This is a genomic window from Polaromonas sp. P4_F4, from assembly GCF_056401355.1.
On sequence record NZ_JBFUJO010000018.1, the window covers coordinates 1 to 24,044 of the forward strand.

Here is a 24,044-nt window from a genome sequence, read left to right on the forward strand (position 1 = left end):
CTATATGGCCGCCGCCAAGGTAGGGGGCATTCATGCCAACAACACTTATCCGGCAGAGTTCATTTACGAGAACCTGATCGTGCAGGCTAATGTGATTCACGCGGCCCATACTCACGGGGTGCAGAAGCTGCTGTTTCTGGGTTCCAGCTGCATCTATCCCAAGCTGGCGCCGCAGCCCATGGCGGAGGATGCCTTGCTAAGCGGCAAGCTGGAGCCTACCAATGAGCCCTATGCCATTGCCAAGATCGCCGGCATCAAATTGTGCGAAAGCTATAACCGGCAGTACGGACGCGATTACCGCAGCGTCATGCCGACCAACCTTTACGGTCCGGGCGACAGCTATCACCCTGAAGACAGTCATGTAATTCCGGGCCTGCTGCGCCGCTTTCATGAGGCCAAGATGGCAAACGCACCGGAAGTTTCCATCTGGGGTACGGGTACGCCCAGGCGCGAGTTCCTGTACGTGGACGATATGGCCATGGCCAGTGTGCATGTCATGAATCTCGACCCTGCCATTTACGCCGCTCATACCCAGCCCATGCAAAGCCACCTGAATGTGGGATCTGGCAGCGATGTCACGATCGCCGAGTTGGCTCACACGGTGGGTAAGGTGGTCGGCTACGAGGGCAAGATCGTCTTTGATTCCACGAAATTGGATGGCACTCCTCGCAAGCTCATGGATTCCGCGTGTCTTCGCAGTCTGGGCTGGCAGGCCCATATTGGGTTGCAAGAGGGGCTGGCGGTGGCCTATCAAGACTTCCTGAAGAACAAAGCATGAGCAATACCAAGGCGCCCATGGCGCAACCCAAAGTCGCACTGATAACAGGCACCCGCAAAATCATCCGCGGTCTGCCCAATATCAGTCAGGGCCTCGAAGATTGCCTGTACATGGGCAATATCGATGCGCTGCGCGACTGGGAGCGCCAAGGATTACGTACGCATGCAATGGATGCTGTTGCAGCAGGAGCAACCCGAAGACTTTGTGATTGCTGCGGGTGTGCAATACCGCGTGCGCCAGTTCATCGAATAGACCGCAAACGCCCTGGGCATGCAGCTGCGCTGGGGGGCGAAGACGTCAACGATGTTGGTTATTGGACAAACCGTCATTCCCGCGAAGACGGGAATCCAGTGCCCCCCGAACCGGTAATCCGCATCGATCTCGGTTATTTCCGCTCCACTGAAGTAAAAACCTTGTTCGGAGATCCCACCAAAGCCAAACAAAAACTCGGCTGGGTGCCTGAAATCATGGCCCAGGAAATGTGTACCGAGATGGTCGCAGGCGATCTGGCTGAAGCCAGGCAACACGCACCGCTAAAAAAATATGGTTATTTAGTGAACGTAAGTGTGGACTAGTTGTGTTGCACGTACCATTAAGAAAAGCCAGTTCTGGTGCGCTCATTAATGATATTCGATAAGCTTTGGGATATAACCCAACGCGCGGTCAATATTCTGCGCAGATCACCGCACGGCTTACCTGAGATTGCCCGGCGATCTAGGGCGCGTTATCGACTCATTGCGTTTTCTGGCGCTACTGCCATTGCGACCAAGGTTGTTACTGCGCTAGTTGGATTGGCTAGTGTCCCCATGATTGTTCATTATGTTGGTAAGGAGCAGTTTGGGCTTTGGATGGTAGTTAGCTCTTTAGTGGTTTGGATGCAATTGGCTGACTTTGGCATCTCCAATGGTTTAACTAATGCCTTAGCCGAGGCCCATGGTCGCGACGACCCGGCAGCTGCAAGCGCATACTTGTCATCAGCCTTTGCGGCGACAGTACTGATAGCATTGATTTGCCTGCTTCCGCTGTGGGCTGTTTATCTTTGGGTACCGTGGGGAAAAGCTTTGAACCTCACTCAACCAGATTTGGTAGCAATGGCAGACGATGCCTTCCTTTTGGTGGGGTTGGCATTTGTCATTAGCATTCCTGTGTCTTTAGTTACCCGCGTCTATATGGCCTATCAGCGCAGCTACGTCATATCCATATCGCAAGCATTGTCGTCGGTTATTTCTTTTTTTGGAATGTGGTTGGCTGTGCAATATGGCACCAATTTACTGGGACTGGTCGCGATCGCAGTTTTTACACCAGTGTTATTCAATTTGGGGTTGTGGCTATTAATTTATAATTTAGATGCAGCGCTAAAACTGCAACGCCAAGGCATCAATAGAAAAGCAATCTCACGGGTGGCAAGCTCAAGCGTGCCATTATTTTTATTTCAGTGTGGTGCGTTGCTGGTGAATCAACTTGTCAATATCATGATTGCCAGGTTGGCGAACATTTCGGTTGTAGCGGACTACAACATGATATTGCGCGTTTATCTATTTGCTTTTTCTATTGCCGCGGCACTCAGCAGTCCGTTCTATGCAGCCATTCGTGATGCCTTCGAGCGTACTGATATTCGTTGGGTTAGAAAAGCCATTCAACGAAGTCTCATTTTGCGGATACTTGCATTGGTTCCTTTTTCACTGGCGCTGATATTTTTTGGCGACTCAATTATGCGTGGTTGGATTGGCGCTGGAAGTGCAAATGCCATAGGCTTTTGGGGTTGGTCTTGTGTGGTTTTATCATTGTTTTTTGTTTCTATCAGTTCTCTACTGAGCGAGACTCTAAGTAGTCTGGACGATATCTGGTCACAGATCGGTATGGTGTTTTTATCCGCACTCATCGTGATATTTTTGATGTACTTCCTTATTCCAACATGGGGTGTCCCAGGCGTTTTTTTTGCTATGGCAGCATCAACATGCATTCCAATACTCTGGCTGATGCATCGAGTGAAGAAAAAAATCGCTGTCGTATAAATTTTCCTCCTGAAAATTATGCATTTATATTCAAATAATTCTGAAATCCAATGCCAGACACCCTTAAAAAAATTTACGTGAATATTAAAGCGGATGCCACTCATATAAGGCGAAAGCCAATTGCCTTATTGTATGGTCTTGTTTTTTCATGGGTTAATTTACTTCGTGCAGCGTATAAGAATGGGCCAGGTGTTAAATTCCGCGTGGCAATCGCTTTATCGGCATTGCGATGGATTGGGTCGCGATTATCCAAGGGTGAAGTTTATAGATTGTTCACTTCACCGATGGATACCTTTCGCTACTTTGAGTTTGATTTTTTTTGGAAATCTATTTCACAACGAAACGCAATCGGAGATTATTTAGATGTTTCGTCGCCGCGAATGTTTTGTTGGCGAGTTATTGCCAGTGGTAAAACGCACCGTACAGTTATTTTAAATCCGGATGCCAAAGATTTGGCTGCTAGTGTTAATTTGTTTAAAGCTATTGGAATCGACAAAAAATGTGAGTTTTGTAGTGACCTCATTGGTGAATTTAAAGAGTCGCCCAATTCATTTGATTTGGTAACTTGCATCTCGGTGCTAGAGCACATACCTGACGAAGCCTCAATCAACGCGTTGCAAGCCATGTGGAAACTTGTAAAGCCAGGCGGACAATTGCTTCTCTCAGTACCTTGTGCGGCTACAGCATTCGAAGAATTTATTAATTTCAATGAGTATCATCTGCTTCAAACACAGAGTGATGGCTATGTATTTGGTCAGCGGTTTTATGATCAAAAGTTAGTTGAGGATCATATTTTCGGTGTCGTGGGTCGACCTGCGCGCATGGCGGTTTTTGGAGAAAAAATTGAGGGAACATTCGTACGTGATCGTGAGCGTAAACTTTCAGACTCAGACTACCCTTTCTGGCGAGAGTCGTGGATAATGGCCTCGGAGTATCAATACTTTGACCGCATTGAAAGTATGCCTGGTCTTGGCGTTGTCGCTTTTGAGTTTGTCAAGCGATGAAGATAGCCGTTATCGATCATGTTGGTAATCACGGTGGGGGTAGCCGGGTCGTGCGGGCGCTGCTGCCTGCTCTAAAGCAACTGGCTCCAGAACTTGAAATAACTTACTTTGGCAATCCCGCAGCCATACAGCGAGAGAACTCAGCCGAGGAATTTACCGCACTGAATATTCAGGTGCGTGCGCTGAAGTCCCTGTTGCTAAGCAAAGGCGCGGTTATTAAATCGAGTTACGTTCGGCGGGCAATTCAGTTATTGCAAGATCGATGGCTTGCAAATCAAAGTTGGCTACCTTTTGTATTGTCTGGTAACGTTTCTAAGGAAATTGTCGCTTGTGTCGAGGGGTTCGATCTTGCGTTTTACCCATGGCCCTTCTTGCTTGAATTTCCAAAGTTGGATTGTCCATCAGTAGGTATTTTTCACGACTTTAATTACAAATATTACTTTGGTGGATCATTCGTTTTTTCCGCTGAGCAACGTGCCCAGTTGGAAGCTGAAATGCCTGTTTGGCTGGCCAATACAACACCTGTGGTATCGACAAATTTCATGGCATCTGAATTGGCATTCTTTTATCCTGAAGCTGCTCATAAAACTAAAGTCGTCCATTTGGCACCGATGGGCAGTGTGGATTTGATCGAGCCAATGCAGGCTCAAAAGGTGGTAGCACAACTCGGCATTCATGATCAGTACATTCTCTACCCCACACACCTATGCAGTCATAAGAATCTGGGGCCATTGACTTCTGCGATGGCAATATTGCGGGAGCAAGGCCGCCAGATACAGCTTGTACTTACAGGTGCTGGAACCGAAGCTATATCGGGTAATGCGAGTACGATTGGAGTGCGACTTGACATAAATGGCGGGGATGTTCAGGGGCTTGGGTACGTTTCCAATTTTCAAATGGATGCACTCGTTCAATGTGCACTGGTTGTTGTCAGTCCGTCGCTCTATGAAGCTGGCAATGGCCCAGGGTTGGACGGGTGGGGCAGAGGTACGCCGGTGGCAATGTCAAACATCCCTGCTTTTTTGGAACATCTGGACGTTTTTGATGTTCGAGCTCAAGTATTCGACCCACGTAGCCCTCAGGATATTGCGAAAAAAATCGCCTTCATTCTTGATCATGGTGAGATCGCCCGTGAAGATGCAGAACACTCGCGTAATGCCTTGAGTCGATTGACATGGAGGAATACCGCTGAGGCGTATTTGAATATTTTTCAAAGTGTAATAAAGCAATGAACATGATTAAATACCCCATTTACCAACCCAGCCTAACTGGCAACGAAAAAAAATATGTCAACGAGTGCCTTGACTCCACATGGATTTCGTCCAAGGGTGAATTCATACAGCGCTTTGAACAGTCTTTCAGCCATTTCACCGGGGCGCGCAATGCCGCCACCTGCAGCAACGGCACTGTTGCCATCCATTTGGCCCTCATTGCCCTGGGTATCGGCGCGGGTGACGAAGTCATTGTGCCCACCCTTACCTACATTGCCTCGGTCAACGCCATTGTTTACACCGGCGCAACGCCCGTCTTTGCCGACAGCGTGGCGTCAACCTGGCAGGTCAGTGTGGACGACGTGCGCGCCAAAATCACCCCCCGCACCCGCGCCATAATGGCCGTGCATTTGTATGGACACCCCTGCGACATGCCCGCCCTGCGAGCACTGGCTGACGAACACGGACTGTTTTTAATTGAAGACTGTGCCGAAGCCTTTGGCAGCTACATTGGAACGCGCCACGTTGGCAACTTTGGCCACATTGCCACCTACAGCTTTTTTGGCAACAAGACCATCACTACCGGCGAAGGCGGTATGGTCACAACGGACGACGACACCCTACATGATCGTGTGGTCCATTTCAAAGGCCAGGGCTTGGCTAAGCACCGTCAGTATTGGCACGACGTGGTGGGCTATAACTACCGCATGACTAATATCTGTGCAGCCATTGGCTTGGCTCAGTTGGAACAGGCACAGTTATTTTTGCAAAAGAAGCGCGCTATTGCGCTGAACTATGCGCGGTATCTGGATCAGATAGGGCTGGACTACCTGAGAGAATCACCTGGCGTTACGCATTCATTCTGGATGTTTGCCATGCTTGTGCCAGATGCCAACCAGCGCGACCCTTTGCGCGATGTGCTTCAAACCGCAGGCATTGAAACCCGCCCCGTGTTTTACCCGGTACACACCATGCCCATGTATTCCCAGCGATTTCAAAGACATCCTGTGGCAGAAAACATTGGTTGGCGTGGCATCAACTTGCCCAGTTCGCCGGATATTTCGGTTGAAGGGCAAGAGTTCATTCTCGGAAAAGTCAAGGATTTCTTTTCGCCTCAAAAGTCATGAATCTTATTTTTGGTGCCAGTGGACACGCCACCGAGATTGAGTGGCTCACCCAAGTGTGTGAAGCTCCCGCCGGTCAAACCTGGCGTGCCGACAGCTTTGTGATGCCAGACACTTGCCCTCAAACGCTGCATGTTGGGCTGCCGGTGTTGACCGAATCCCAAGTGCTGCTACGGGGTGGACCTTTTAACGGCTTCCTTGCGCTGGGAAATCCCCGTTTGCGCCAAAAAGTCTGGCATAAATTTGACTCACCGCTGGCGGCGTGGCCTCTACTGATCCATCCAACCGTCACATTTGATAGCAGGTCAGGCAGAGTCAGCCTAGGCGCGGGTTGTATTATTTTTCCGGGGTGCACACTGACTAGCCAGCTTGGCCTGGGTTGCCACGTGCACGTTAATGTGGGCTGCAGCATCAGCCACGACGTGCGCATTGCAGACTTTTGCACCCTCTCGCCGGGCGTGCACCTGGCAGGCAAAGTCAGCCTGGGCGAGCGCGTCTTTTTAGGCATGGGTGCGGTGGTCATTGAAAACATCCACATTTGTGCCGATGCCATCATTGGTGCTGGTGCTGTGGTTGTGTGCGACATTGTAGAGCCCGGTACTTATGTGGGCATACCGGCCAAAAAAATCAAATGAGCAGGTTCAGGCATGCATATCGGCGTTAGTGCACACGGGTTTGTCGGCTGGGGCGGGGGCGTTGGATTTATTGAAAATCTGCTMTTTGGCTTGGTCGCAGTGCCCGACAAGGTGACCAAGATCACCGTTTTTGTACCTGCACAGAGGGAATTGCGCCAGCTGGCAGGCAGGGTAAAAAGAGCAGCTTTTCAACCGTCCCAAGCGATTCGGCATTTGTGGGGCACAACACATAACCTTACTCCTTGGCGGACGGCGCCAGCACTGTTCGCCAAAATTTGCCCAGTTGTCATGCGCTATGACGGCACATCGAAAAGTTTGAGTCAGCTTTGCCAACGTTTGAGGGTGGATGTGTTGCTGCCCAGTATGACGCCATTGCGAAAGTTCGGTACACCGTGGGCCGGCTATTTGTTTGACTGCCAGCATAGGTATTACCCTCAATTTTTTGGCTCAAACGAAATTGCCAATCGTGACCGCGACTTTGCACAAATGCTGCGCACCGCAAGTTGCGTCATAGTTAATGCCCAAGCTGTAGTAACCGACCTTGACACTTTTTTCCCTGATAAAAAAGCAAATATCTCCGCACTTCCTTTTTCACCACTGATGCGATCTGAAAATATCATGTCTGTCTTGGCGCAAACCCCCTTAGTTAGAAAAAAATACGATACTGGCGAGCAGTACTTCATTATTTCAAACCAATTTTGGATTCATAAAGACCATAAAACTGCGTTCAAAGCCTTTGCACTAGCAATTCAGGATGATGCCCTATCTAGTTATAGGCTAGTTTGTACTGGCGCGATGGAAGACTACCGTTTTCCGGGTCATTTTTCAAAGTTACAAGCATTACTTACATCGTTGAATATCAAAGACCGAGTTATTTTTACAGGTTATATTGATAAATTAGAGCAATTAGCCCTGCTTAATGGAGCCGATCTGATGCTGCAGCCAACGTTGTTTGAAGGCGGGCCAGGCGGTGGTGCGGCATATGATTCGGTAGCGTTGGGGGTTCCAAGTGTGTTGTCTGATATACCGGTCAATTTGGAAATTAATGACTCGACGGTTAGATTCTTTAAAGCAGGTGATGAGCAATCTCTAGCTAATGCGATTAAGCTGCAAATTCAGAGCAAAGCACTTCGACAGAACATGGATGAGCTATCACAGAAAAGCGGTGACTATGCACGCAAGCTGGGTTTAAGCTTGTTCGACATTGCTAGCACTTGTGCTGGAAGCTGTTGAGAAACAGGTTGAGTCTGCGTAATTTACCTTATGCCCGCTTTAAATATGCGTATCAAGTTTTCAACCTGAATCCGTGACCTCAAAACCCAGCCACTGCTTCCTAGCCTGAATTACGTCAATATTTCTAAAAAACTACGTGAAATCAGTCCTATCAGCCGTCCACAGTATCTCGAAAGCCCACTCGCGTGGATTTTCTGGTGATACTGCGCCGCTGATGCCAAATTGCGCGCAGGACTTTTTCTGCCCAGTCAGCCCTGGCGGAATAAATTTCGTATTACTAGATTTTCTGAGTGCTGCTGAACCGCTACGCCGTCTTGAGCTGGTACGGATTGGATTTTGAGAAATTAACTTTGCAGTGGCGACCATAATGAGCACCGAAAATCCTCCACTGATCAGCACGATCATCGCCGTATACAACGGAAGTGAAACGCTGCAGCAGTGCCTTGACAGTGTCACGCAGCAAACATATAAAAATACTGAACTGATTGTTATTGATGGTGGTTCCACAGATGGGACGGTGGATTTGCTGACGGCCAACCAGGAAAATATCGCTTATTGGATTTCAGAGCCTGACCGTGGCATATATAACGCCTGGAATAAGGCGCTGACTCAAGCACGGGGTGACTGGATTTGCTTCCTGGGTGCAGATGATTTTTTTTGGAATGAGCGCGTCTTAGCTCAGATGAGTGAGCAACTGCAAAAGCTTCCACCCAGTATCCGTGTGGCTTATGGTCAGGTGATGTTGCTCAGCGCTGCAGGAAAAGCAATATATCCAGTGGGTGAATCCTGGCGAAAAATAAAGCGACGATTCGGAAATGTCATGTGTATTCCGCACCAGGGAGTGATGCACCGGCGTAGCCTGTTTGAAGAGCGGGGGGCATTTGATGAAACGTACCGAATCGCTGGTGATTACGAGTTATTGCTGCGAGAATTAAAAATGGCTGATGCCATGTTTATTCCCGACTTGATCACAACAGGGATGCGTCAGGGAGGCATTAGCAGTAATCCTGCCAATAATCTCATCGCCATGCGCGAAATAAGGCGAGCACAACGAAAGCACGGTCAACGGCTGCCTGGATGGACGTGGTTAATGGCCGTGGCCAGGGTTTACATTCGGGCTGCGCTGTGGAGCGTGCTTGGTGAGCAATGGGCCCGCAAGTTTACTGACTTGAGTCGACGCCTCAGGGGTTTGCCGTCTTATTGGACCAAGACCTGAGCTTATGCGCCTTAAGTCGTTCGTAGCTGTTGGGGTAAGCATTGACTGATTTGCCAGGGAACGTTCCTGATTTTTTATCAGGCGTGAAACATAAAAACCAACTTCATATAGTCGCCGATGTCACTGTGACTTCAGGAGGGGAAGGGCTGGCGGCGTTGCGATATGCTGAATCTATTGCACGGGCAGGAGGGGTCGTTACCCTGTTGGCCAAACATATTCCTGCTTCTCCAAACACCGGGTTGCTTGGTGCCGGAAGGTTTGAATTGCAGGATGGCGTGGCAAGGCGCAATCTGCTGCCGTTGTTTTTTCAATATGACTTCATACGAAAACTTTCAGAAGCAAAGAATATTGACCTGATACATCTCCATGGCATGTGGTCACCGCTCCTGGCCGTTGCGGCAATGGTTGCGCGCAAGAGAGGTATTCCCCTTGTTGTCTCGCCACATGGGTGCCTGGAGCCTTGGGCGCTTGGGTATAAATACTACAAGAAGTGGCTTGCCTTGAAGACCTACCAGGGCGCGATTTTGCGCTCGGCCTCCTTGTTTGTCGCGACAGCGAGGCAGGAACTGGAAAGCATTCGACGACTGGGTTTACGTCAACCCATCGCTGTAATTCCCAATGGTGTCGATGTGGAGCAGCCCTTTCTTCGTGATGCGCATGAGGAGGTCAAGACAATCCTTTTCCTATCCCGTGTTCATCCCATCAAAGGGTTGCTGGATTTGGTTGAAGCCTGGGCGCTGGTGCGGCGACCCGGGTGGCGGATTGTTATTGCCGGAGGCGATGAGGGTGGGTACCGCGCTAAGGTAGAGGCCTTGATCCGGGCGAGAGAGCTGGAGTCTGATTTTGAATTTGTCGGGTTTGTGACGGGCGTGCAAAAACAGGCTTGCTTCGATAGTGCTGACATTTTTGTGTTGCCCACGTATTCCGAAAACTTCGGTCTTGCCATTGCCGAGGCCTTGGCCAACGAGTTGCCGGTGATCACCACGACGGGGGCGCCATGGCAGGAATTGCTGGAGCAGCGTTGTGGCTGGTGGGTGACGCCGGGCGTTGCGGGTGTGGCTGGCGCGTTGCGTGCTGCGATCGAGTGTGACCCTGTTGAACTAGGACTCATGGGCAAGCGGGGACGCCAGCTCGTGCTTGATAAATACTCCTGGACCCGGATCGGTTCCACGGCTTTGGAGGTGAGTGAATGGTTGTTGAATCGGTCCCGGCCCATGCCAGACGCTGTCAATGTGTCCGGACCGTGATGGCGTGCCGATGAAAATTCTGGTCATTACCCAGTATTTCTGGCCGGAAACCTTCCGCATCACGGAAGTTGTGCATTCATTGCAGGAGACGGGATGCGCCGTCACTGTGCTGACGGGGCAACCCAACTACCCCAACGGTGTCATCTTTCCTGGCTACAGCGCTACTGGGGCGGGCAAAGAAATGCATGATGGCTATGCGATTTACCGGGTGCCCCTGGTTGCAAGGGGAAGGGGGAACTCCCTGCGCCTTGTTCTGAACTATCTCTCGTTCATCGCATCGGCGTGCACCATCGGGCCCTGGCTGCTGAGCAAGCAGAAATTTGACATGGTGTTTGTGTATGCACCGTCACCCATCTTGCAGGCGATTGCGGGTGTCTGGTTCAAGCTGATCAAGGGCGCAAGTTTGGTCACCTGGGTGCAGGACCTTTGGCCGGAGAGTCTGGAAGTTACGGGTTTTGTGCGCAACAAGCGCTTGCTTCGGGCGGTTGCGGTGGTGGTGCGCTGGATTTACCGCCGCAATGATTTGCTGCTGGTTCAATCCCGGGCTTTTATTGAACCCGTACAGGCCATGGCAGATACGACGCCTGTTGTCTATTACCCGAATCCCGGTGAGCTCGCTTTTGAGCGCAAAGCACAACCGGGTGACAAGCCAGCCCTGCAGCTCGACCCGGGCTTTAACGTGGTGTTCGCCGGTAATCTGGGCACAGTGCAGGCGCTGGAGACCTTGCTGGATGCTGCCGAAATCCTGGCGACTCATCCTGACATCCGTTTGGTGCTGATTGGCAGCGGCAGCCGCACCACATGGCTGCAAGAACAAGTGACCCAGCGCCGGCTGCATAACGTTCATCTGCCCGGCCGGTTCCCTTCGGAGGCCATGCCGGCCATCTTGCAGCAGGCTTCGGCATTGTTGGTAAGCTTGGTACGGGATCCCACGATGAGCCTGACAATACCTGCAAAACTGCAGGCCTACCTGGCTGTCGGACGCCCTGTCATTGCGGCCATCGATGGCGAGGGCGCGCGCGTGGTTCTGGATGCGGGCGCCGGTGTGGCCTGCGCTGCCGAGGATGCTCAGGCGCTGGCTGAAGCCGTGCTGACGCTGCGCGCCTTGCCACCAGCAGCGTTGCAGCAGATGGGGGATTCCGGCCGGCGGTTTTATGCACAGAATTTTGAGCCAACCGTCTTGGCCCGGCGATTGGTAGAGTTGCTTGGCGGGGTGTCGCGTCGGTAGGCGGGCTGGGGTAAAACCTCAAGAGGGTCATCACCATGAATAGATCAAGCGCATGAAAATTCTCGTTCTCGGGGCCTCAGGCATGCTGGGCAGTGCCCTATTGAAGTTTTTCGCCGGCAAGCCTGACTATGTGGTGCAAGGCACGGTCAGGTCCCCACAGGCAATCAACTTGCTTCCTGAGGTGCTCAGGCCTTTCCTCATCGCGGGTGTGGATGTGGAGCAGCCTGACAGCCTGGTTCGTGCCATGGTGACAGCCAGGCCCGATGTGGTGATCAACTGTATTGGTGTCGTCAAGCAGCTTGCAGCGGCTGACGACCCATTAATGGCCATACCGCTCAATTCGCTTTTGCCACATCGCCTCGTGCATTTATGTGAACTGGCGGGTGCACGGCTGGTGCATATCAGTACCGACTGTGTGTTTTCGGGAAAGACGGGCATGTACACCGAAAATGATGATTCCGACGCTACCGATTTGTATGGCCGCAGCAAGCTCTTGGGCGAGGTCGACTACCCCAATGCCGTAACCCTGCGAACTTCCATTATTGGGCATGAGTTGAACGGTTCCCGCAGCCTGATCAGCTGGTTTCTGGCACAAACAGGTCCCGTGCATGGCTTCACCCGGGCGATTTATTCGGGTCTGCCGACGGTGGAAATCGCGCGGGTCATCTGCGACCATATCATCCCTGATGAGGCGCTTCGCGGTATGTATCATCTTTCTGCTGATCCCATCAGCAAGCATGATTTACTCATGCTGGTAGCAAAAGCATACGGGAAAACAGTTGACATCACACCCGACGATGAGTTGGTCATTGACCGGTCACTGGACTCCACCCGCTTTCGGGCCAGGACGGGTTATATGCCTCCCGCCTGGCCGGAGCTCGTGCGTAGCATGCATGCCTTTGGATAATTCACTCAACCAGACAATCAGACAATCTGAAAATCACATGGCCCAATTTACCCAGTCAGACCTGAAAACAATGGCGATGGCATGCGCCAGGAAAATAGAGCAGGCCAAAGAGGGAGTGGAATATTTCGCTGAGCCCTATCGGCACATCGTGCTGGACAATTTTATTGATCAGCGAATGGCTGATGCCTGCCTGGCGAATTTTCCGCCTCTCAGCGACAGTTCGTGGGAGCATGCCAACGACAAAGATATCGAGGTGAAGTTTCGTACGACATGGACTTCCGAGTTTGATATTCCAGAGGGCATTGTGGATGCAGTCCGCATTCTCAACTCCTCCTGTTTTCTCCAGGCGATGTCAGAACGAATTGGCATTGCGAAGCTGGTGGCGGACCCCTATTTCTCGGGCGGCGGACTGAACGTCACCCTGCGTGATGGCCTGCTGGACGTTCATGTTGACGGAAATTATCATGACGCCACTGGTTTGAACCGGCGGCTCAATGCGATTGTTTACTTCAACCCGGACTGGCAGGTCCAGTGGGGAGGGGAGTTTGGCCTCTACGATAAAACCGGCACAACATGCCTGAAAAAGGTAGCGCCCCTGTTTAACAGGCTGGTTATTTTTGATTCTCATGACTTCAGTTTTCACGGTCTGCCAGATCCCTTGACTTTCCCGGAAGGTGTTCCACGCCGCTCCCTGATTCTTTATTACTACACCAAAGAATCTCGACCGGCGCATCATGTGGCTGTGGATAGCCCCCATAGTGCTTTATGGGTCAAACGCGCTTTAATGGATAAGCGTGGCAACAAGACCCGTCACTTCAAATAGTTTCACGGTTGGTAAAAATGTTCAAAAACAAAACACTATTGATTACAGGGGGCACTGGCTCGTTCGGTAACGCCGTATTGCAGCGGTTTTTGGCGTCCGATGTTGCCGAGATACGCATTTTCAGTCGCGATGAAAAAAAACAGGAAGACATGCGTCTGTCACTGAAAAGTGACCGGGTGAAGTTTTACATTGGCGATGTCAGGCAATACGACAGCGTGCACGACGCGCTGCGAGGTGTTGACTATGTATTTCATGCGGCCGCGCTCAAGCAGGTGCCTTCCTGCGAGTTTTACCCGATGGAGGCCATGCGCACCAACGTGATGGGGGCCGAAAATGTCATGCGTGCTGCTATAGAGCATGGCATCAAGCGCTGTGTGGTGCTGAGTACGGACAAGGCGGTGTACCCCATCAACGCCATGGGCATCTCCAAGGCCATGATGGAAAAGGTGATGGTCGCCAAGTCGCGTCTCTCGGATGCAAATGGCACGGTGCTCTCGGCGACCCGCTATGGCAATGTGATGGCCTCGCGGGGGTCGGTGATTCCCCTGTTTCTCGATCAGCTCCGGCAGGGCAAGCCGTTGACCCTGACCGACCCGAACATGACACGCTTTCTGATGTCGCTGGAGGAGTCTGTCGATCTGGTTTTGTATGCTTTTGAGCACGCAAGGCCAGGCGATATTTTTGTGCAAAAGGCGCCGGCGTCTACCGTGGGTGATCTTGCGCAGGCGCTCAGGGAGCTCACGGGCAGTTCCAGTGAAATCAAGATCATCGGCACCCGGCATGGCGAAAAACTCTACGAATCTCTGGTGTCGCGGGAGGAAATGGCGCGTGCAGAAGACCTGGGCGGCTACTACCGTATCCCGGCCGATTCACGTGACCTTAACTACAACAAGTATTTTGTTGAAGGTGAAACCGAAGTTTCCAGGTTCGAAGATTACACGTCGCACAGCACGCGACGTTTGAGCGTCGAAGAAGTCAAGGAGACCCTGATGAGGCTCGACGTGGTACGTGAGGCGCTCGCCCATGCTTAAGGTCATGACGATCGTTGGCACGCGGCCGGAGATTATCCGTTTGTCTCGTGTGATCGAAAAACTGGATCAGCACTGCGAGCATGTTTTGGTACACAGTGGCCAAAACTACGATTACGAGCTGAATGAAGTTTTTTTTACGGATCTGAAAATCCGTAAACCGGACTGCTTTCTGGCGGCGGCCCGATCGACGGCGGCCGAAACCATCGGTCAGGTGATTGCTTCGGCAGACCAGGCGCTGGATACATACAAACCGGACGCGCTTTTATTGTTGGGAGACACCAATAGCTGCCTTGCTGCCATTGCCGCCAAGCGACGCAAGGTGCCCATTTTCCACATGGAGGCTGGCAATCGTTGCTTTGACTTCAGAGTGCCGGAGGAAATCAACCGGCGGATTGTCGATCACACGGCGGATATTAATTTGACCTACAGTGAGATCGCCCGGGAATACCTGTTGCGGGAAGGCTTGCCTCCCGATCAAATCATCAAGACAGGCAGCCCGATGCGTGAAGTGATTGATCACTATCGCTCAGGGATTGACGCCTCGGATGTGCTGCAACGTCTTGGTCTTGTTGAGCGTGAATATTTTCTGGTGAGCGCGCACCGGGAAGAGAATGTAGATGCGCCGGAAAATTTGACGCGCCTGCTGTCCATGCTCAATGCGCTGGCCGAGCGGTATGACGAGCCAATCATCATGTCCACGCATCCGCGCACCCGAAATCGCATGGCATCGCTGGGCATGAGTACCCATCCCCATATCGTCTTTAGCAAGCCATTTGGATTTCTGGATTACGTCAAACTTCAAATGGACGCCCACGCCGTGTTGTCTGACAGTGGAACGATCACTGAAGAATCATCCATACTGAATTTTCCGGCCCTGAATCTGCGTGAAGTGCATGAAAGGCCCGAGGGTTTTGAAGAGGCAGCGGTTATGTTTGTGGGGCTGGATGCAGATCGCGTGATGAACGGCTTGTCTCTTCTGGAAACACAGCCGCGTGGCGCCCAGCGTTTGCTTGGTATGGTTCATGACTATCAGTCCCTTAATGTGTCTGACAAGGTGTTGCGAATCATTTTGAGCTACACCGAGTTTGTCAATCAACGCGTCTGGAGGAAGGTTTGATTTCCTTCGTCTGCATTTTCCCGGTCTGATGCGGCTGCTGATTACTGGCGCTACAGGTTTCGTGGGGTCTGGCTTGCTGCGACGTTTGGCGCTGGAGCCAGGGCGCGAGGTCGTGGCTGCGACCCGGATAATGGGGTCGGACGGCGGGCTGGCTGATCAGCCGCCTGGCCAAGCATCCATTGCGGGTTCTTGCATCAGTAGGGTCCCTGTAGGGGGTATTCATGAAAAAACTGATTGGACCCAGGCGCTGGATCGGGTGGATGTTGCGATTCATACTGCCGCCCGCGTGCATGTCATGCATGAAACGGCTGCCGATGGCTTGACTGAATTCCGTCGGGTCAACGTAGAGGGCACGCTGAATTTGGCGCGGCAAGCCGCGAAGGCCGGCGTCAAACGATTTGTTTTTTTAAGTTCGATCAAGGTCAATGGCGAATCAACCCAGCCAGGGCAGGCTTTCTTTGCGGATGATTCACCCGATCCCCAGGATGCTTACGCCGTCAGCAAACACGAAGCAGAAGCGGGTTTGCGCCAGATTGCCGCCGAGACCGGGCTGGAGCTTGTTATTGTCCGCCCACCCCTGGTGTATGGCCCCGGGGTACGTGCCAATTTTCTCAGTCTGATCAAGGCAGTCGCACGGGGGATCCCATTGCCGCTGGGCGCCATTAACAATCGGCGAAGTCTTGTGGGTCTGGATAATTTGCTGGATTTCATCATGACCTGTGCGGATCATTCGGCCGCCGCCAACCAGACTTTCCTGGTCAGCGATGCCGAGGATTTGTCGACGACGGACCTGGTTCGTTACATTGCACGGGCCATGAACAAACCAGCTCGCCTGATTCCGGTGCCGGTGTCCGTGCTGGAAGCGGGCGCAGCATTGATGGGCAAACGGCATGTGGCGCAGCGTCTTTGCAGTAATTTGCAGGTGGATACTGCCAAAAATCGTGCATTGTTGGGGTGGATCCCTCCGTTCAGTGTGGATGAAGGTTTGCGCCAGACCGTGGCGCCATGGCGTGGTTAAGGCGTGAGGTGGATGTGAGCAAACGATGGTTTGATTTTCTTTTGGCCTTGATACTGGCGGCAGTCCTGTTGCTACCGGTTTTGATGGTGGCCTTGATCGTCAAGCTCACATCTCGTGGCCCGGTGCTGTATTGGTCTGACCGTGTCGGTCAGCGCAACCGGATTTTCCGAATGCCCAAGTTCCGCAGCATGCGGGTCGATACACCGGCTGTAGCCACGCATTTGTTGGAAGATGCCGCGGCTTATCTCACGCCGGTGGGGAGTTTCCTGAGAACAAGCAGCCTGGATGAATTACCCCAGTTGTGGAGCATTCTCAAGGGGGACATGAGTTTTGTCGGGCCCCGTCCGGCATTGTTCAATCAAAGTGACCTGATTTCGCTGCGCACACAATATGGCGTTCATGAAATTCCGCCTGGCCTGACGGGTTGGGCGCAAATTAATGGAAGGGATGAACTGCCTGTCCCGCAAAAGGTGCAGCTGGATGTTGAGTATTTGCAGCGCCGGTCTTTCTGGTTTGATTTGAAAATAATCTTCCTGACCGTGGCGAGGGTGATCCGGCGGGAAGGCGTTACTCATTAATCGGGATTGATTTTTACGGTGCCTTTCAGTACAAGTGATTCGTGTGATTTAATTACATCGGCAGTGATTTAACAAGGAGCATCCAACCATGAGCAGTCTGATCGATATTCAAACCCAAATTGAAAAACTTCAAAAACAAGCCAACGACATCAAAGTCCGGGAGTTTGATAAAACCGTTCAGGAAATCCTCGCCAAAATGCAGGCTTTCGGCATCACCCTGAAGGATCTGCAGCCCGGCAAGGGGCGTGGCCGTAAAGCCAAGGCCGTGCCCCAGAAAAAACCAGCCGGCAAAGGCGCTGCCAAGAAACCGGGAATCGCCGTTGCCGCCAAATACCGTGGCCCCGAGGGCCAGACCTGGAGTGGCCGGGGCTTGACGCCGCGCTGGCTTGCCACATTGCTAACAGAGGGCCGGACCAAGGAAGATTTCGCCATCAAGGACTGATCCGGCGCAACAAGTCACATGCAGCAAACAATCCTGGCGTGGCCGCGCGCCGTCAAGCGGCTGGTGGTGGCCGGGCTGGATGTGCTGCTGGCGCTGGTTGCCACCTGGCTGGCCTTTACGCTGCGCCTCGATGAGCTTCATCAGCCTACCGGTGCGCAGTGGTGGGTCTATGTACTCTGCCCCGTGCTGGCCCTGCCCGTCTTCATCAAGTTTGGACTTTACCGCGCCATTTTCAGGTACACCGGAAGGGCGGCATTGGTGGCAACCACGCAGGCCGTTGCGGTGTATGGCCTACTGCTGCTGGCTGCCTTGATGTGGTTGCAATGGCTGAATGTGTCGGATGCGGACATGCCGCGCAGCCTGGGTGTGTTGCAGCCCTTGATATTTTTGTTGCTGGTGGGTTTCAGCCGAGCCACGGCCCGGTTCTGGCTGGCGGGCCTGGGCCATGAGCATCGAAAAGCCGAAGGGCGCTTGCTGATATTTGGTGCTGGTACAGCAGGCGTGCAGACGGCATCGGCGATCGAGGACTCGGGGCAGTATGTGCTGTTGGGTTTCGTGGACGACGACCCGGGAAAAGTCGGGCGCGATATCAATGGGGTGGCTGTTTTTTCGCCGGCGCAGGTCTCGGGCCTGGTGCTTTACCAGGGCGTGACCGACATCCTGCTGGCCCTGCCCAGTGCGTCCCGGGAGCGCCGCAATGCGATTATTGACAGTTTGAGCGAGTTGCCGGTTCACGTCCGGTCGCTGCCGGGCCTGGCCGATCTGGCCAGTGGCCGTGTCACCGTGCGTGATTTCCGTGAGCTGGATGTGGAAGACCTGCTGGGGCGGGACCCGGTGCCTCCCAACGCCGAATTGCTGGCGCGCGACCTGGCGGGCAAGGTGGTGCTGGTCACGGGGGCGGGCGGCAGCATAGGCAGCGAGCTGTGCCGGCAAATAGCGCAGCAGCAACCTCGCCAGTTGCTGCTGCTGGACCACAACGAGTTTGGTTTGTACAGCATCCACCAGGAGTTGCTGGCCCTGTGTTCGGTTCAGGGCCTCAGGATCGAGCTGGTGCCGCTGTTGGGCAGTGTCGCCAATTACCCGCGCATGGCGGCGGTCTGCCAGCGTTACCGGCCGGTCACGGTGTATCACGCCGCGGCTTACAAGCATGTGCCTCTCGTGGAAAGCAACGCCAGTGAGGGCATTGCGAACAATGTGTTCGGCACCTTCAACATGGCCCGGGCCGCGATGGAGCAGGGTGCCAGCCGCTTTGTGCTCGTGTCTACCGACAAGGCCGTCAGGCCCACCAACGTGATGGGGGCCAGCAAGCGCATGGCGGAACTGGTGCTGCAGGCGCTGGCCGCCGAGGCGGCACCGGCGTTTTGTGGCAGCGGTGGCAGCAATGAAGCGCCGCAACGCGGGGTGGTCAACCAGACCTGTTTCACCATGGTGCGTTTCGGCAACGTGCTGGATTCAAGCGGTAGCGTGGTGCCGCTGTTTCGCCRGCAAATCGCGGAAGGCGGGCCGCTGACGGTCACGCATGCCGAAGTCACCCGCTACTTCATGACCATTCCGGAAGCCGCCCAGCTGGTGCTGCAGGCCGGCGCCATGGCCAGCGGCGGCGACGTGTTCGTGCTCGACATGGGCGCGCCGGTCAAGATACTGGATCTGGCGCGCCGCATGGTTGAGCTGTCGGGCCTGACGGTGCGCGACGCCGAATCGCCGGACGGTGACATCGACATTGAAGTCACCGGCTTGCGCCCCGGCGAAAAGCTGTACGAGGAATTGCTGATCGGGAACAACCCGCAAGCAACCGCGCATCCCCGCATCATGAAAGCGCATGAATCCCTGGCACCGTGGCCGCAGCTGTCGGCCGAATTGACGGCGCTGGGTGCGGCGGTGCAGCGGGATGACCTGGCCGCCATCAACGACCTGCTGGCACGGCATGTGCAAGGTTACAGCCCCAAGCCGGGCGCGTCCTGAGGGGTCCGGCACGGGTATTTCGGGTCCGGCACGCGCATGCGGCACAATTTGCGTATTGACTTTTCCTGAACAACTGCCATGACCCAACCCACCGTAACCGCTGACGATCCCGATCTGTCCCATGTAGGCCCGCGCGACAAGGCTGAAATCCTGGCCCAGGCGCTGCCCTATATCCGCAAGTTCCATGGCAAGACCATGGTCATCAAATACGGCGGCAACGCCATGACCGACCCGGCGCTGCAGGCCGACTTTGCCGAGGATGTGGTGCTGCTCAAGCTGGTGGGCATGAACCCGGTGGTGGTGCATGGCGGCGGCCCGCAGATCGAGGCGGCGCTGAACCGCCTGGGCAAGAAGGGCCATTTCATTCAGGGCATGCGGGTGACCGACGAGGAAACCATGGAGGTCGTGGAGTGGGTGCTGGCCGGCCAGGTGCAGCAGGACATCGTCGGCCTGATCAACCAGGCCGGTGGCAAGGCGGTCGGCCTGACAGGGCGCGATGGCGGCCTGATCCGGGCGCAAAAGCTCAAGATGGTGGACAAGGACGACCCGGCCAAGGAGCATGACATCGGCTTTGTCGGCGACATCGTCAGCATCGACCCCAGCGTGGTCAAGGCGCTGCAGGATGACGCCTTCATTCCCGTGATCAGCCCGATCGGCTTTGGCGAGGCCAATGAAAGCTACAACATCAATGCCGACGTGGTGGCGGGCAAGCTGGCGACCGTGCTGAAGGCCGAAAAGCTGGTGCTGCTGACCAATACGCCCGGCGTGCTGAACAAGGCAGGCGAGTTGCTGACCGACCTGACGGCGCGCGAGATTGACGACCTCTTTGCCGATGGCACGATTTCGGGCGGCATGCTGCCCAAAATCGAGGGTGCGCTGGATGCCGCCAAGAGCGGTGTCAATTCGGTCCACATCATTGACGGCCGGGTTCCGCATGCCATGCTGCTGGAAATTTTGACCGACCAGGCCTACGGGACCATGATCAGGTCGCATTAAATGGCCCCCACGCTTGCCACTTCGTGTGCTGCGCTGCCCCCCGAGGGGGCCCTCGCGCCTTGGGGCGGCCCGGCGGCGCTCAAGTGGGCATTGTCATGAGGCTGCTGCTGGTTGAAGACGATGTGATGCTGGCCAGCGGCATCAAGCTGGGGCTCAGCGACGCCGGGTATGCGGTCGACTGGGTCGGCAGCGCCGAGCGCGCCGAAGAGGTGTTGCAGGGCGAAACCTTCGATGCCGCCATCATTGACATCGGCTTGCCACAGCTCGACGGGCTGGAACTCACGCGGCGCCTGAGGCGTAGCGGCCTGGCCATGCCGGTGCTTATCCTGACGGCGCGCGATGCGCTGCAGGATCGCGTGCAGGGACTGGACATCGGCGCTGACGACTACATGGTCAAGCCCTTTGAACTGCCCGAGCTGCTGGCGCGCCTGCGCGCCTTGCTGCGCCGCTCGCAGGCTGCCACCAGCGCCACCCTGAGCTTTGGTGCGCTGGAGCTGGACACGGCCAACCGCCAGGCCCACGCCAACGGCCAGCTGATCGAGTTGGGCCCGCGTGAATGGACCGTGATGGAGTACCTGCTGATCAATGCGCCCAAACCGGCCAGCAAGGACAAACTGCTGCAGGCCCTGACTGGCTGGGACAAGGAGATCACGCCCAACGCCATTGAGGTCTACATCTCGCGCCTGCGCGGCAAGCTGGAGCCGCATGGCATTGCCGTGCGCTCCATCCGGGGTTTTGGCTACCGCCTGGAGTTGCGCGAGGTTTCGCCAGGTGCCGGTGTGGAGTAGCGCCCATGAACTCCCCCGGCCGTGCCTGGTTTGCCCGGTTCAGCGACTTGGTACGCCGCCTGAGTAGTGGTCTGAATACTGGCCTGAAGAGCCGCCTTCACGCCAGCGCTTTCCATGTCGTCAACAGCCGGCTGATGCCTGCCGCCATGAAGTCGGGCCTGCAGCGCAGGTTGCTGCTGCTGCTGCTCGTTCCGCTCGGCATTTTTGCACTGGTGAGTATTTACTTTGACTACCAGACCGCCGGCAATGTGGCCTTGCAAAAAGACCAGCAACTGCTGCGGCTGATTCCCCTGCTGGTCGATTCGGTGGTGGCGCCCGGCGTCACACCGGACAGCGCGCCGGTGCTGCTGCTCGCCCCGGCGGTCGAAGACTTCATCAAGGGCCTCGCGGGTTCCGCGGGCTTTCGCATTTCAGATGCCAAGGGTGGGTTTCTGGCGGGTGAGCCCTGGATTGCCGACATTCTGCCCGCGACCCACGAGCCCGAGTTCCATAGCATGGAGGACGGCGGCGTGACTTACCGCATTGCGGTGCAGCGCGTGAACACCGTGGCCGGCGAGCTGATCGTGCAGCTGGCCGACGGCTCGGACCCGCGCCAGCAGTGGGTGCGCTCCATCCTGCTCAAGGTGCTGTTGCCCAATTTCATTCTGGTGGTGGCGGCGGGGTTTGCCGTCAACTGGGCCGTCACGCGCGCGCTCAAGCCGCTGATAGACCTGAAGGAAGCCGTGGAACGCCGCAGCCCGCGGGATCTGAGTGCCATTGACCCGCTCACCACGCCGGCCGAAGTGCGGCCGCTGGTGAGCGCCCTGAATCGCCTGTTTGGCCTCGTCAATGACCAGGCCGACGGACAGCGTCGCTTTGTCGCCGACGCTGCGCACCAGTTGCGTACTCCGTTGGCGGGGCTGCAGGCCCAAGTCGAGGCGTGGGCGCAGGCCGCGCGGGCCAAAGGGGCGGACGGCGCCATCCTGCTGTCTGCCGACAAAATCATCAAGCTGCGCAGCGCCACAAGGCGTACCTCGCAACTGGCCAACCAGTTGCTGGCGCTGTCGCGCGCTGACGCCTCGGCCATGGCCGCCCAGCCTACGCAGCGGGTGGACCTCAAAGACCTGTGCGAGGCGATTTTGCCCCTGCACCTGGATGCCGCTACCGGCAAGGGCATCGACCTGGGGCTGGACGCCCGGTCTGCGCAAGTGAACGGCTACGAGTGGCTGCTGCGGGAACTGCTGGGCAATCTGGTGGACAACGCCGTCAAATACACCCCACCCGGCGGCACGGTCACGATTCGCTGTGGCCCTCTTCCCGCTCCGGGTGATCACGCCCCTGACACCCGCCCGCCGTACCTGGCCGATGCTGATGCCAAGGCCGACGGCGCGCATCGGCGCTGGGGCGTTTTTCTGGAAGTGGAAGACGACGGGCCCGGCATTGCGCCCGAGGAGCGCACCAGGGCCTTGCAGCGCTTTTATCGGGTGCGGGGCACGGCCGGCGAGGGCAACGGCCTCGGGCTGGCGATTGCCGATGAGATTGCCCGTGTGCACCACTCACAGCTGGAGCTTGACTATGCCAGCACAGGCCATGGTGGAGATGCAGGCGATGGCGAAGATGCGGACAATGTTGCGCAAGGCCCACGCGGCTTGCGTGTGCGCCTGCGTCTTTAGTCTTTCGCGTGTTTGGCCTCTTGGGTTCAGCCAGGGCTGTCGTCAGGCTGTGCGAGAATCAATTGCAACGATCCCCGGTTTTTTGAAACATTCTTCATACCGCCACTTATGTCCGACTTAGCGTCTGAACCCGAACTGAGCCCGAACGCCACGCCAGCTTCTGTCGAGTCCGCCGTGCGCAAGCGCCCCAAGCCGGGTGAGCGACGGGTCCAGATTCTTCAGGCACTGGCGACCATGCTGGAGCAGCCGGGTGCAGAACGCATCACGACGTCGGCGCTGGCGGCCAGGCTGGAGGTGAGCGAAGCGGCCCTGTACCGGCATTTCGCCAGCAAGGCGCAGATGTTTGAAGGGCTGATCGAATTCATTGAGCAAAGCGTCTTCACGCTGGTCAACCAGATCGGCGAGCGCGAGACAGACCACGCGGCGCGCACCCGCAAACTCGTGGTGATGGTGCTGCAGTTTGCTGAAAAGAATCCGGGCATGACGCGCGTGATGGTGGGCGATGCACTGGTGTTTGAAAACGACCGGCTGCAAGAGCGCATGAACCAGTTTTTTGACAAGCTCGAGTCCAGCCTCAAGCAAAGCCTGCGCGACGCAGCGGCCGCCAACGGCGCCGCCACGCCCACGGTCGATGCCCAGGTGCGTGCCTCGGTGATCGTGGCCTTCATGGTGGGGCGCCTGCAGCGCTTTGCCCGCTCCGGCTTCAAGCGGCTCCCTTCCGAGCACCTGGAAGCCAGCCTGGCGACGTTGTTGGGCTAGGCCCAATGCGGTTCAGTTAGCACACCGCGTGCAGTGCCGATCATCTCCTTCCCCCGCTGGGGGAAGGCCGGGATGGGGGCTCACGGCGTGGGCATCGAGCCGCCGTGCTCACCTGGTCGCCGCTGGCCCCCACCCCAACCCWCCCCCAAAAGGGGAGGGAGCTTCACGGGTCCTTGATTGAACCGTATGGGGGCCAGTCCACAGGGAAGCCAGTGGGGGCCGCGGAACGGGCTTTGCCCGGCCGCAGGCGCCGTCCCCTGGAAGGGGAAAAGGCGCGACA

General features: G+C 55.3%; 23 protein-coding genes. All 23 read left to right on the forward strand.

Going from position 1 to position 24,044, the window contains the following annotated elements; all coding sequences use genetic code 11:
• A partial coding sequence (locus tag AC1DUR_RS17880) for a GDP-L-fucose synthase family protein (protein WP_477721849.1) occupies window positions 1-778 on the forward strand: 778 nt, incomplete at its 5' end.
• On the forward strand, window positions 775-1,353 hold the full coding sequence (locus AC1DUR_RS17885; RefSeq protein ID WP_477721850.1) for a GDP-mannose 4,6-dehydratase: 579 nt from the start codon (window positions 775-777) through the stop codon (window positions 1,351-1,353). The genes AC1DUR_RS17880 and AC1DUR_RS17885, both read left to right, overlap by 4 nt.
• Before the next feature lie 48 nt (window positions 1,354-1,401).
• Window positions 1,402-2,793, forward strand: coding sequence for a lipopolysaccharide biosynthesis protein (locus AC1DUR_RS17890; RefSeq protein WP_477721851.1), 1,392 nt, complete (start codon window positions 1,402-1,404; stop codon window positions 2,791-2,793).
• A gap of 50 nt (window positions 2,794-2,843) precedes the next feature.
• Entirely contained in the window at window positions 2,844-3,797 is a 954-nt protein-coding gene (locus tag AC1DUR_RS17895; RefSeq protein WP_477718390.1) for a methyltransferase domain-containing protein, read from the forward strand.
• Window positions 3,794-5,029, forward strand: a complete 1,236-nt coding sequence (locus tag AC1DUR_RS17900; RefSeq protein ID WP_477718389.1) for a glycosyltransferase — start codon at window positions 3,794-3,796, stop codon at window positions 5,027-5,029. Before AC1DUR_RS17895 ends, AC1DUR_RS17900 begins: the two co-directional genes overlap by 4 nt.
• Window positions 5,026-6,135 (forward strand): DegT/DnrJ/EryC1/StrS family aminotransferase, encoded by a 1,110-nt coding sequence (locus tag AC1DUR_RS17905; protein ID WP_477718388.1) that lies wholly within the window; start codon window positions 5,026-5,028, stop codon window positions 6,133-6,135. Before AC1DUR_RS17900 ends, AC1DUR_RS17905 begins: the two co-directional genes overlap by 4 nt.
• Entirely contained in the window at window positions 6,132-6,767 is a 636-nt protein-coding gene (locus AC1DUR_RS17910; RefSeq protein ID WP_477718387.1) for a NeuD/PglB/VioB family sugar acetyltransferase, read from the forward strand. The genes AC1DUR_RS17905 and AC1DUR_RS17910 overlap by 4 nt, the downstream gene beginning before the upstream one ends.
• Before the next feature lie 12 nt (window positions 6,768-6,779).
• The gene (locus AC1DUR_RS17915; RefSeq protein WP_477718386.1) at window positions 6,780-8,000 is read left to right on the forward strand and encodes a glycosyltransferase; all 1,221 of its coding nucleotides are present in this window, start codon (window positions 6,780-6,782) and stop codon (window positions 7,998-8,000) included.
• A 367-nt stretch (window positions 8,001-8,367) separates the two neighbouring features.
• The gene (locus AC1DUR_RS17920) at window positions 8,368-9,216 is read left to right on the forward strand and encodes a glycosyltransferase family 2 protein (RefSeq protein WP_477718385.1); all 849 of its coding nucleotides are present in this window, start codon (window positions 8,368-8,370) and stop codon (window positions 9,214-9,216) included.
• A 41-nt stretch (window positions 9,217-9,257) separates the two neighbouring features.
• Entirely contained in the window at window positions 9,258-10,463 is a 1,206-nt protein-coding gene (locus AC1DUR_RS17925; protein WP_477721852.1) for a glycosyltransferase, read from the forward strand.
• 10 nt (window positions 10,464-10,473) lie between these two features.
• Complete coding sequence (locus AC1DUR_RS17930) at window positions 10,474-11,691, forward strand: glycosyltransferase family 4 protein (protein ID WP_477721853.1); 1,218 nt, start codon at window positions 10,474-10,476, stop codon at window positions 11,689-11,691.
• 52 nt (window positions 11,692-11,743) lie between these two features.
• Window positions 11,744-12,598 (forward strand): dTDP-4-dehydrorhamnose reductase family protein, encoded by an 855-nt coding sequence (locus AC1DUR_RS17935; RefSeq protein ID WP_477721854.1) that lies wholly within the window; start codon window positions 11,744-11,746, stop codon window positions 12,596-12,598.
• Between the two features lie 37 nt (window positions 12,599-12,635).
• Window positions 12,636-13,421 (forward strand): 2OG-Fe(II) oxygenase, encoded by a 786-nt coding sequence (locus tag AC1DUR_RS17940; RefSeq protein ID WP_477721855.1) that lies wholly within the window; start codon window positions 12,636-12,638, stop codon window positions 13,419-13,421.
• 17 nt (window positions 13,422-13,438) lie between these two features.
• The gene (locus tag AC1DUR_RS17945; RefSeq protein ID WP_477721856.1) at window positions 13,439-14,452 is read left to right on the forward strand and encodes a polysaccharide biosynthesis protein; all 1,014 of its coding nucleotides are present in this window, start codon (window positions 13,439-13,441) and stop codon (window positions 14,450-14,452) included.
• Window positions 14,445-15,569 (forward strand): non-hydrolyzing UDP-N-acetylglucosamine 2-epimerase, encoded by a 1,125-nt coding sequence (gene wecB / locus AC1DUR_RS17950; RefSeq protein WP_477721857.1) that lies wholly within the window; start codon window positions 14,445-14,447, stop codon window positions 15,567-15,569. Before AC1DUR_RS17945 ends, wecB begins: the two co-directional genes overlap by 8 nt.
• Window positions 15,570-15,597: 28 nt before the next feature.
• On the forward strand, window positions 15,598-16,587 hold the full coding sequence (locus tag AC1DUR_RS17955; RefSeq protein WP_477721858.1) for a UDP-glucose 4-epimerase family protein: 990 nt from the start codon (window positions 15,598-15,600) through the stop codon (window positions 16,585-16,587).
• Window positions 16,588-16,595: 8 nt separating this feature from the next.
• Complete coding sequence (locus AC1DUR_RS17960; protein WP_477721859.1) at window positions 16,596-17,165, forward strand: sugar transferase; 570 nt, start codon at window positions 16,596-16,598, stop codon at window positions 17,163-17,165.
• A gap of 88 nt (window positions 17,166-17,253) precedes the next feature.
• Window positions 17,254-17,607: an H-NS histone family protein gene (locus AC1DUR_RS17965; protein ID WP_477721860.1), complete on the forward strand. Its 354-nt coding sequence runs from the start codon at window positions 17,254-17,256 to the stop codon at window positions 17,605-17,607.
• A gap of 18 nt (window positions 17,608-17,625) precedes the next feature.
• Window positions 17,626-19,569 (forward strand): polysaccharide biosynthesis protein, encoded by a 1,944-nt coding sequence (locus AC1DUR_RS17970; RefSeq protein ID WP_477721861.1) that lies wholly within the window; start codon window positions 17,626-17,628, stop codon window positions 19,567-19,569.
• A 78-nt stretch (window positions 19,570-19,647) separates the two neighbouring features.
• The gene (argB, locus tag AC1DUR_RS17975; RefSeq protein ID WP_477718374.1) at window positions 19,648-20,565 is read left to right on the forward strand and encodes an acetylglutamate kinase; all 918 of its coding nucleotides are present in this window, start codon (window positions 19,648-19,650) and stop codon (window positions 20,563-20,565) included.
• Window positions 20,566-20,660: 95 nt separating this feature from the next.
• The gene (locus AC1DUR_RS17980) at window positions 20,661-21,353 is read left to right on the forward strand and encodes a response regulator (protein WP_477721862.1); all 693 of its coding nucleotides are present in this window, start codon (window positions 20,661-20,663) and stop codon (window positions 21,351-21,353) included.
• Between the two features lie 146 nt (window positions 21,354-21,499).
• On the forward strand, window positions 21,500-23,005 hold the full coding sequence (locus AC1DUR_RS17985) for an ATP-binding protein (protein ID WP_477721935.1): 1,506 nt from the start codon (window positions 21,500-21,502) through the stop codon (window positions 23,003-23,005).
• Between the two features lie 108 nt (window positions 23,006-23,113).
• Complete coding sequence (gene slmA, locus AC1DUR_RS17990; RefSeq protein ID WP_477721863.1) at window positions 23,114-23,764, forward strand: nucleoid occlusion factor SlmA; 651 nt, start codon at window positions 23,114-23,116, stop codon at window positions 23,762-23,764.
• The last annotated feature ends 280 nt before the right edge of the window (window positions 23,765-24,044 follow it).

Excerpts from the sequence above, each read along its gene's own strand:
- AC1DUR_RS17900 (WP_477718389.1), top strand. The coding sequence starts at position 3,794 with ATGAAGATAGCCGTTATCGATCATGTTGGTAATCACGGTGGGGGTAGC.
- AC1DUR_RS17930 (WP_477721853.1), top strand. The coding sequence starts at position 10,474 with ATGAAAATTCTGGTCATTACCCAGTATTTCTGGCCGGAAACCTTCCGC.
- wecB (WP_477721857.1), top strand. The coding sequence starts at position 14,445 with ATGCTTAAGGTCATGACGATCGTTGGCACGCGGCCGGAGATTATCCGT.
- AC1DUR_RS17945 (WP_477721856.1), top strand. The coding sequence starts at position 13,439 with ATGTTCAAAAACAAAACACTATTGATTACAGGGGGCACTGGCTCGTTC.
- AC1DUR_RS17895 (WP_477718390.1), top strand. The coding sequence starts at position 2,844 with ATGCCAGACACCCTTAAAAAAATTTACGTGAATATTAAAGCGGATGCC.
- AC1DUR_RS17920 (WP_477718385.1), top strand. The coding sequence starts at position 8,368 with ATGAGCACCGAAAATCCTCCACTGATCAGCACGATCATCGCCGTATAC.
- AC1DUR_RS17985 (WP_477721935.1), top strand. The coding sequence starts at position 21,500 with ATGAAGTCGGGCCTGCAGCGCAGGTTGCTGCTGCTGCTGCTCGTTCCG.
- AC1DUR_RS17890 (WP_477721851.1), top strand. The coding sequence starts at position 1,402 with ATGATATTCGATAAGCTTTGGGATATAACCCAACGCGCGGTCAATATT.
- AC1DUR_RS17940 (WP_477721855.1), top strand. The coding sequence starts at position 12,636 with ATGGCCCAATTTACCCAGTCAGACCTGAAAACAATGGCGATGGCATGC.
- argB (WP_477718374.1), top strand. The coding sequence starts at position 19,648 with ATGACCCAACCCACCGTAACCGCTGACGATCCCGATCTGTCCCATGTA.
- AC1DUR_RS17935 (WP_477721854.1), top strand. The coding sequence starts at position 11,744 with ATGAAAATTCTCGTTCTCGGGGCCTCAGGCATGCTGGGCAGTGCCCTA.
- AC1DUR_RS17910 (WP_477718387.1), top strand. The coding sequence starts at position 6,132 with ATGAATCTTATTTTTGGTGCCAGTGGACACGCCACCGAGATTGAGTGG.
- AC1DUR_RS17885 (WP_477721850.1), top strand. The coding sequence starts at position 775 with ATGAGCAATACCAAGGCGCCCATGGCGCAACCCAAAGTCGCACTGATA.
- AC1DUR_RS17955 (WP_477721858.1), top strand. The coding sequence starts at position 15,598 with ATGCGGCTGCTGATTACTGGCGCTACAGGTTTCGTGGGGTCTGGCTTG.
- AC1DUR_RS17980 (WP_477721862.1), top strand. The coding sequence starts at position 20,661 with ATGAGGCTGCTGCTGGTTGAAGACGATGTGATGCTGGCCAGCGGCATC.
- AC1DUR_RS17965 (WP_477721860.1), top strand. The coding sequence starts at position 17,254 with ATGAGCAGTCTGATCGATATTCAAACCCAAATTGAAAAACTTCAAAAA.
- AC1DUR_RS17905 (WP_477718388.1), top strand. The coding sequence starts at position 5,026 with ATGAACATGATTAAATACCCCATTTACCAACCCAGCCTAACTGGCAAC.
- slmA (WP_477721863.1), top strand. The coding sequence starts at position 23,114 with ATGTCCGACTTAGCGTCTGAACCCGAACTGAGCCCGAACGCCACGCCA.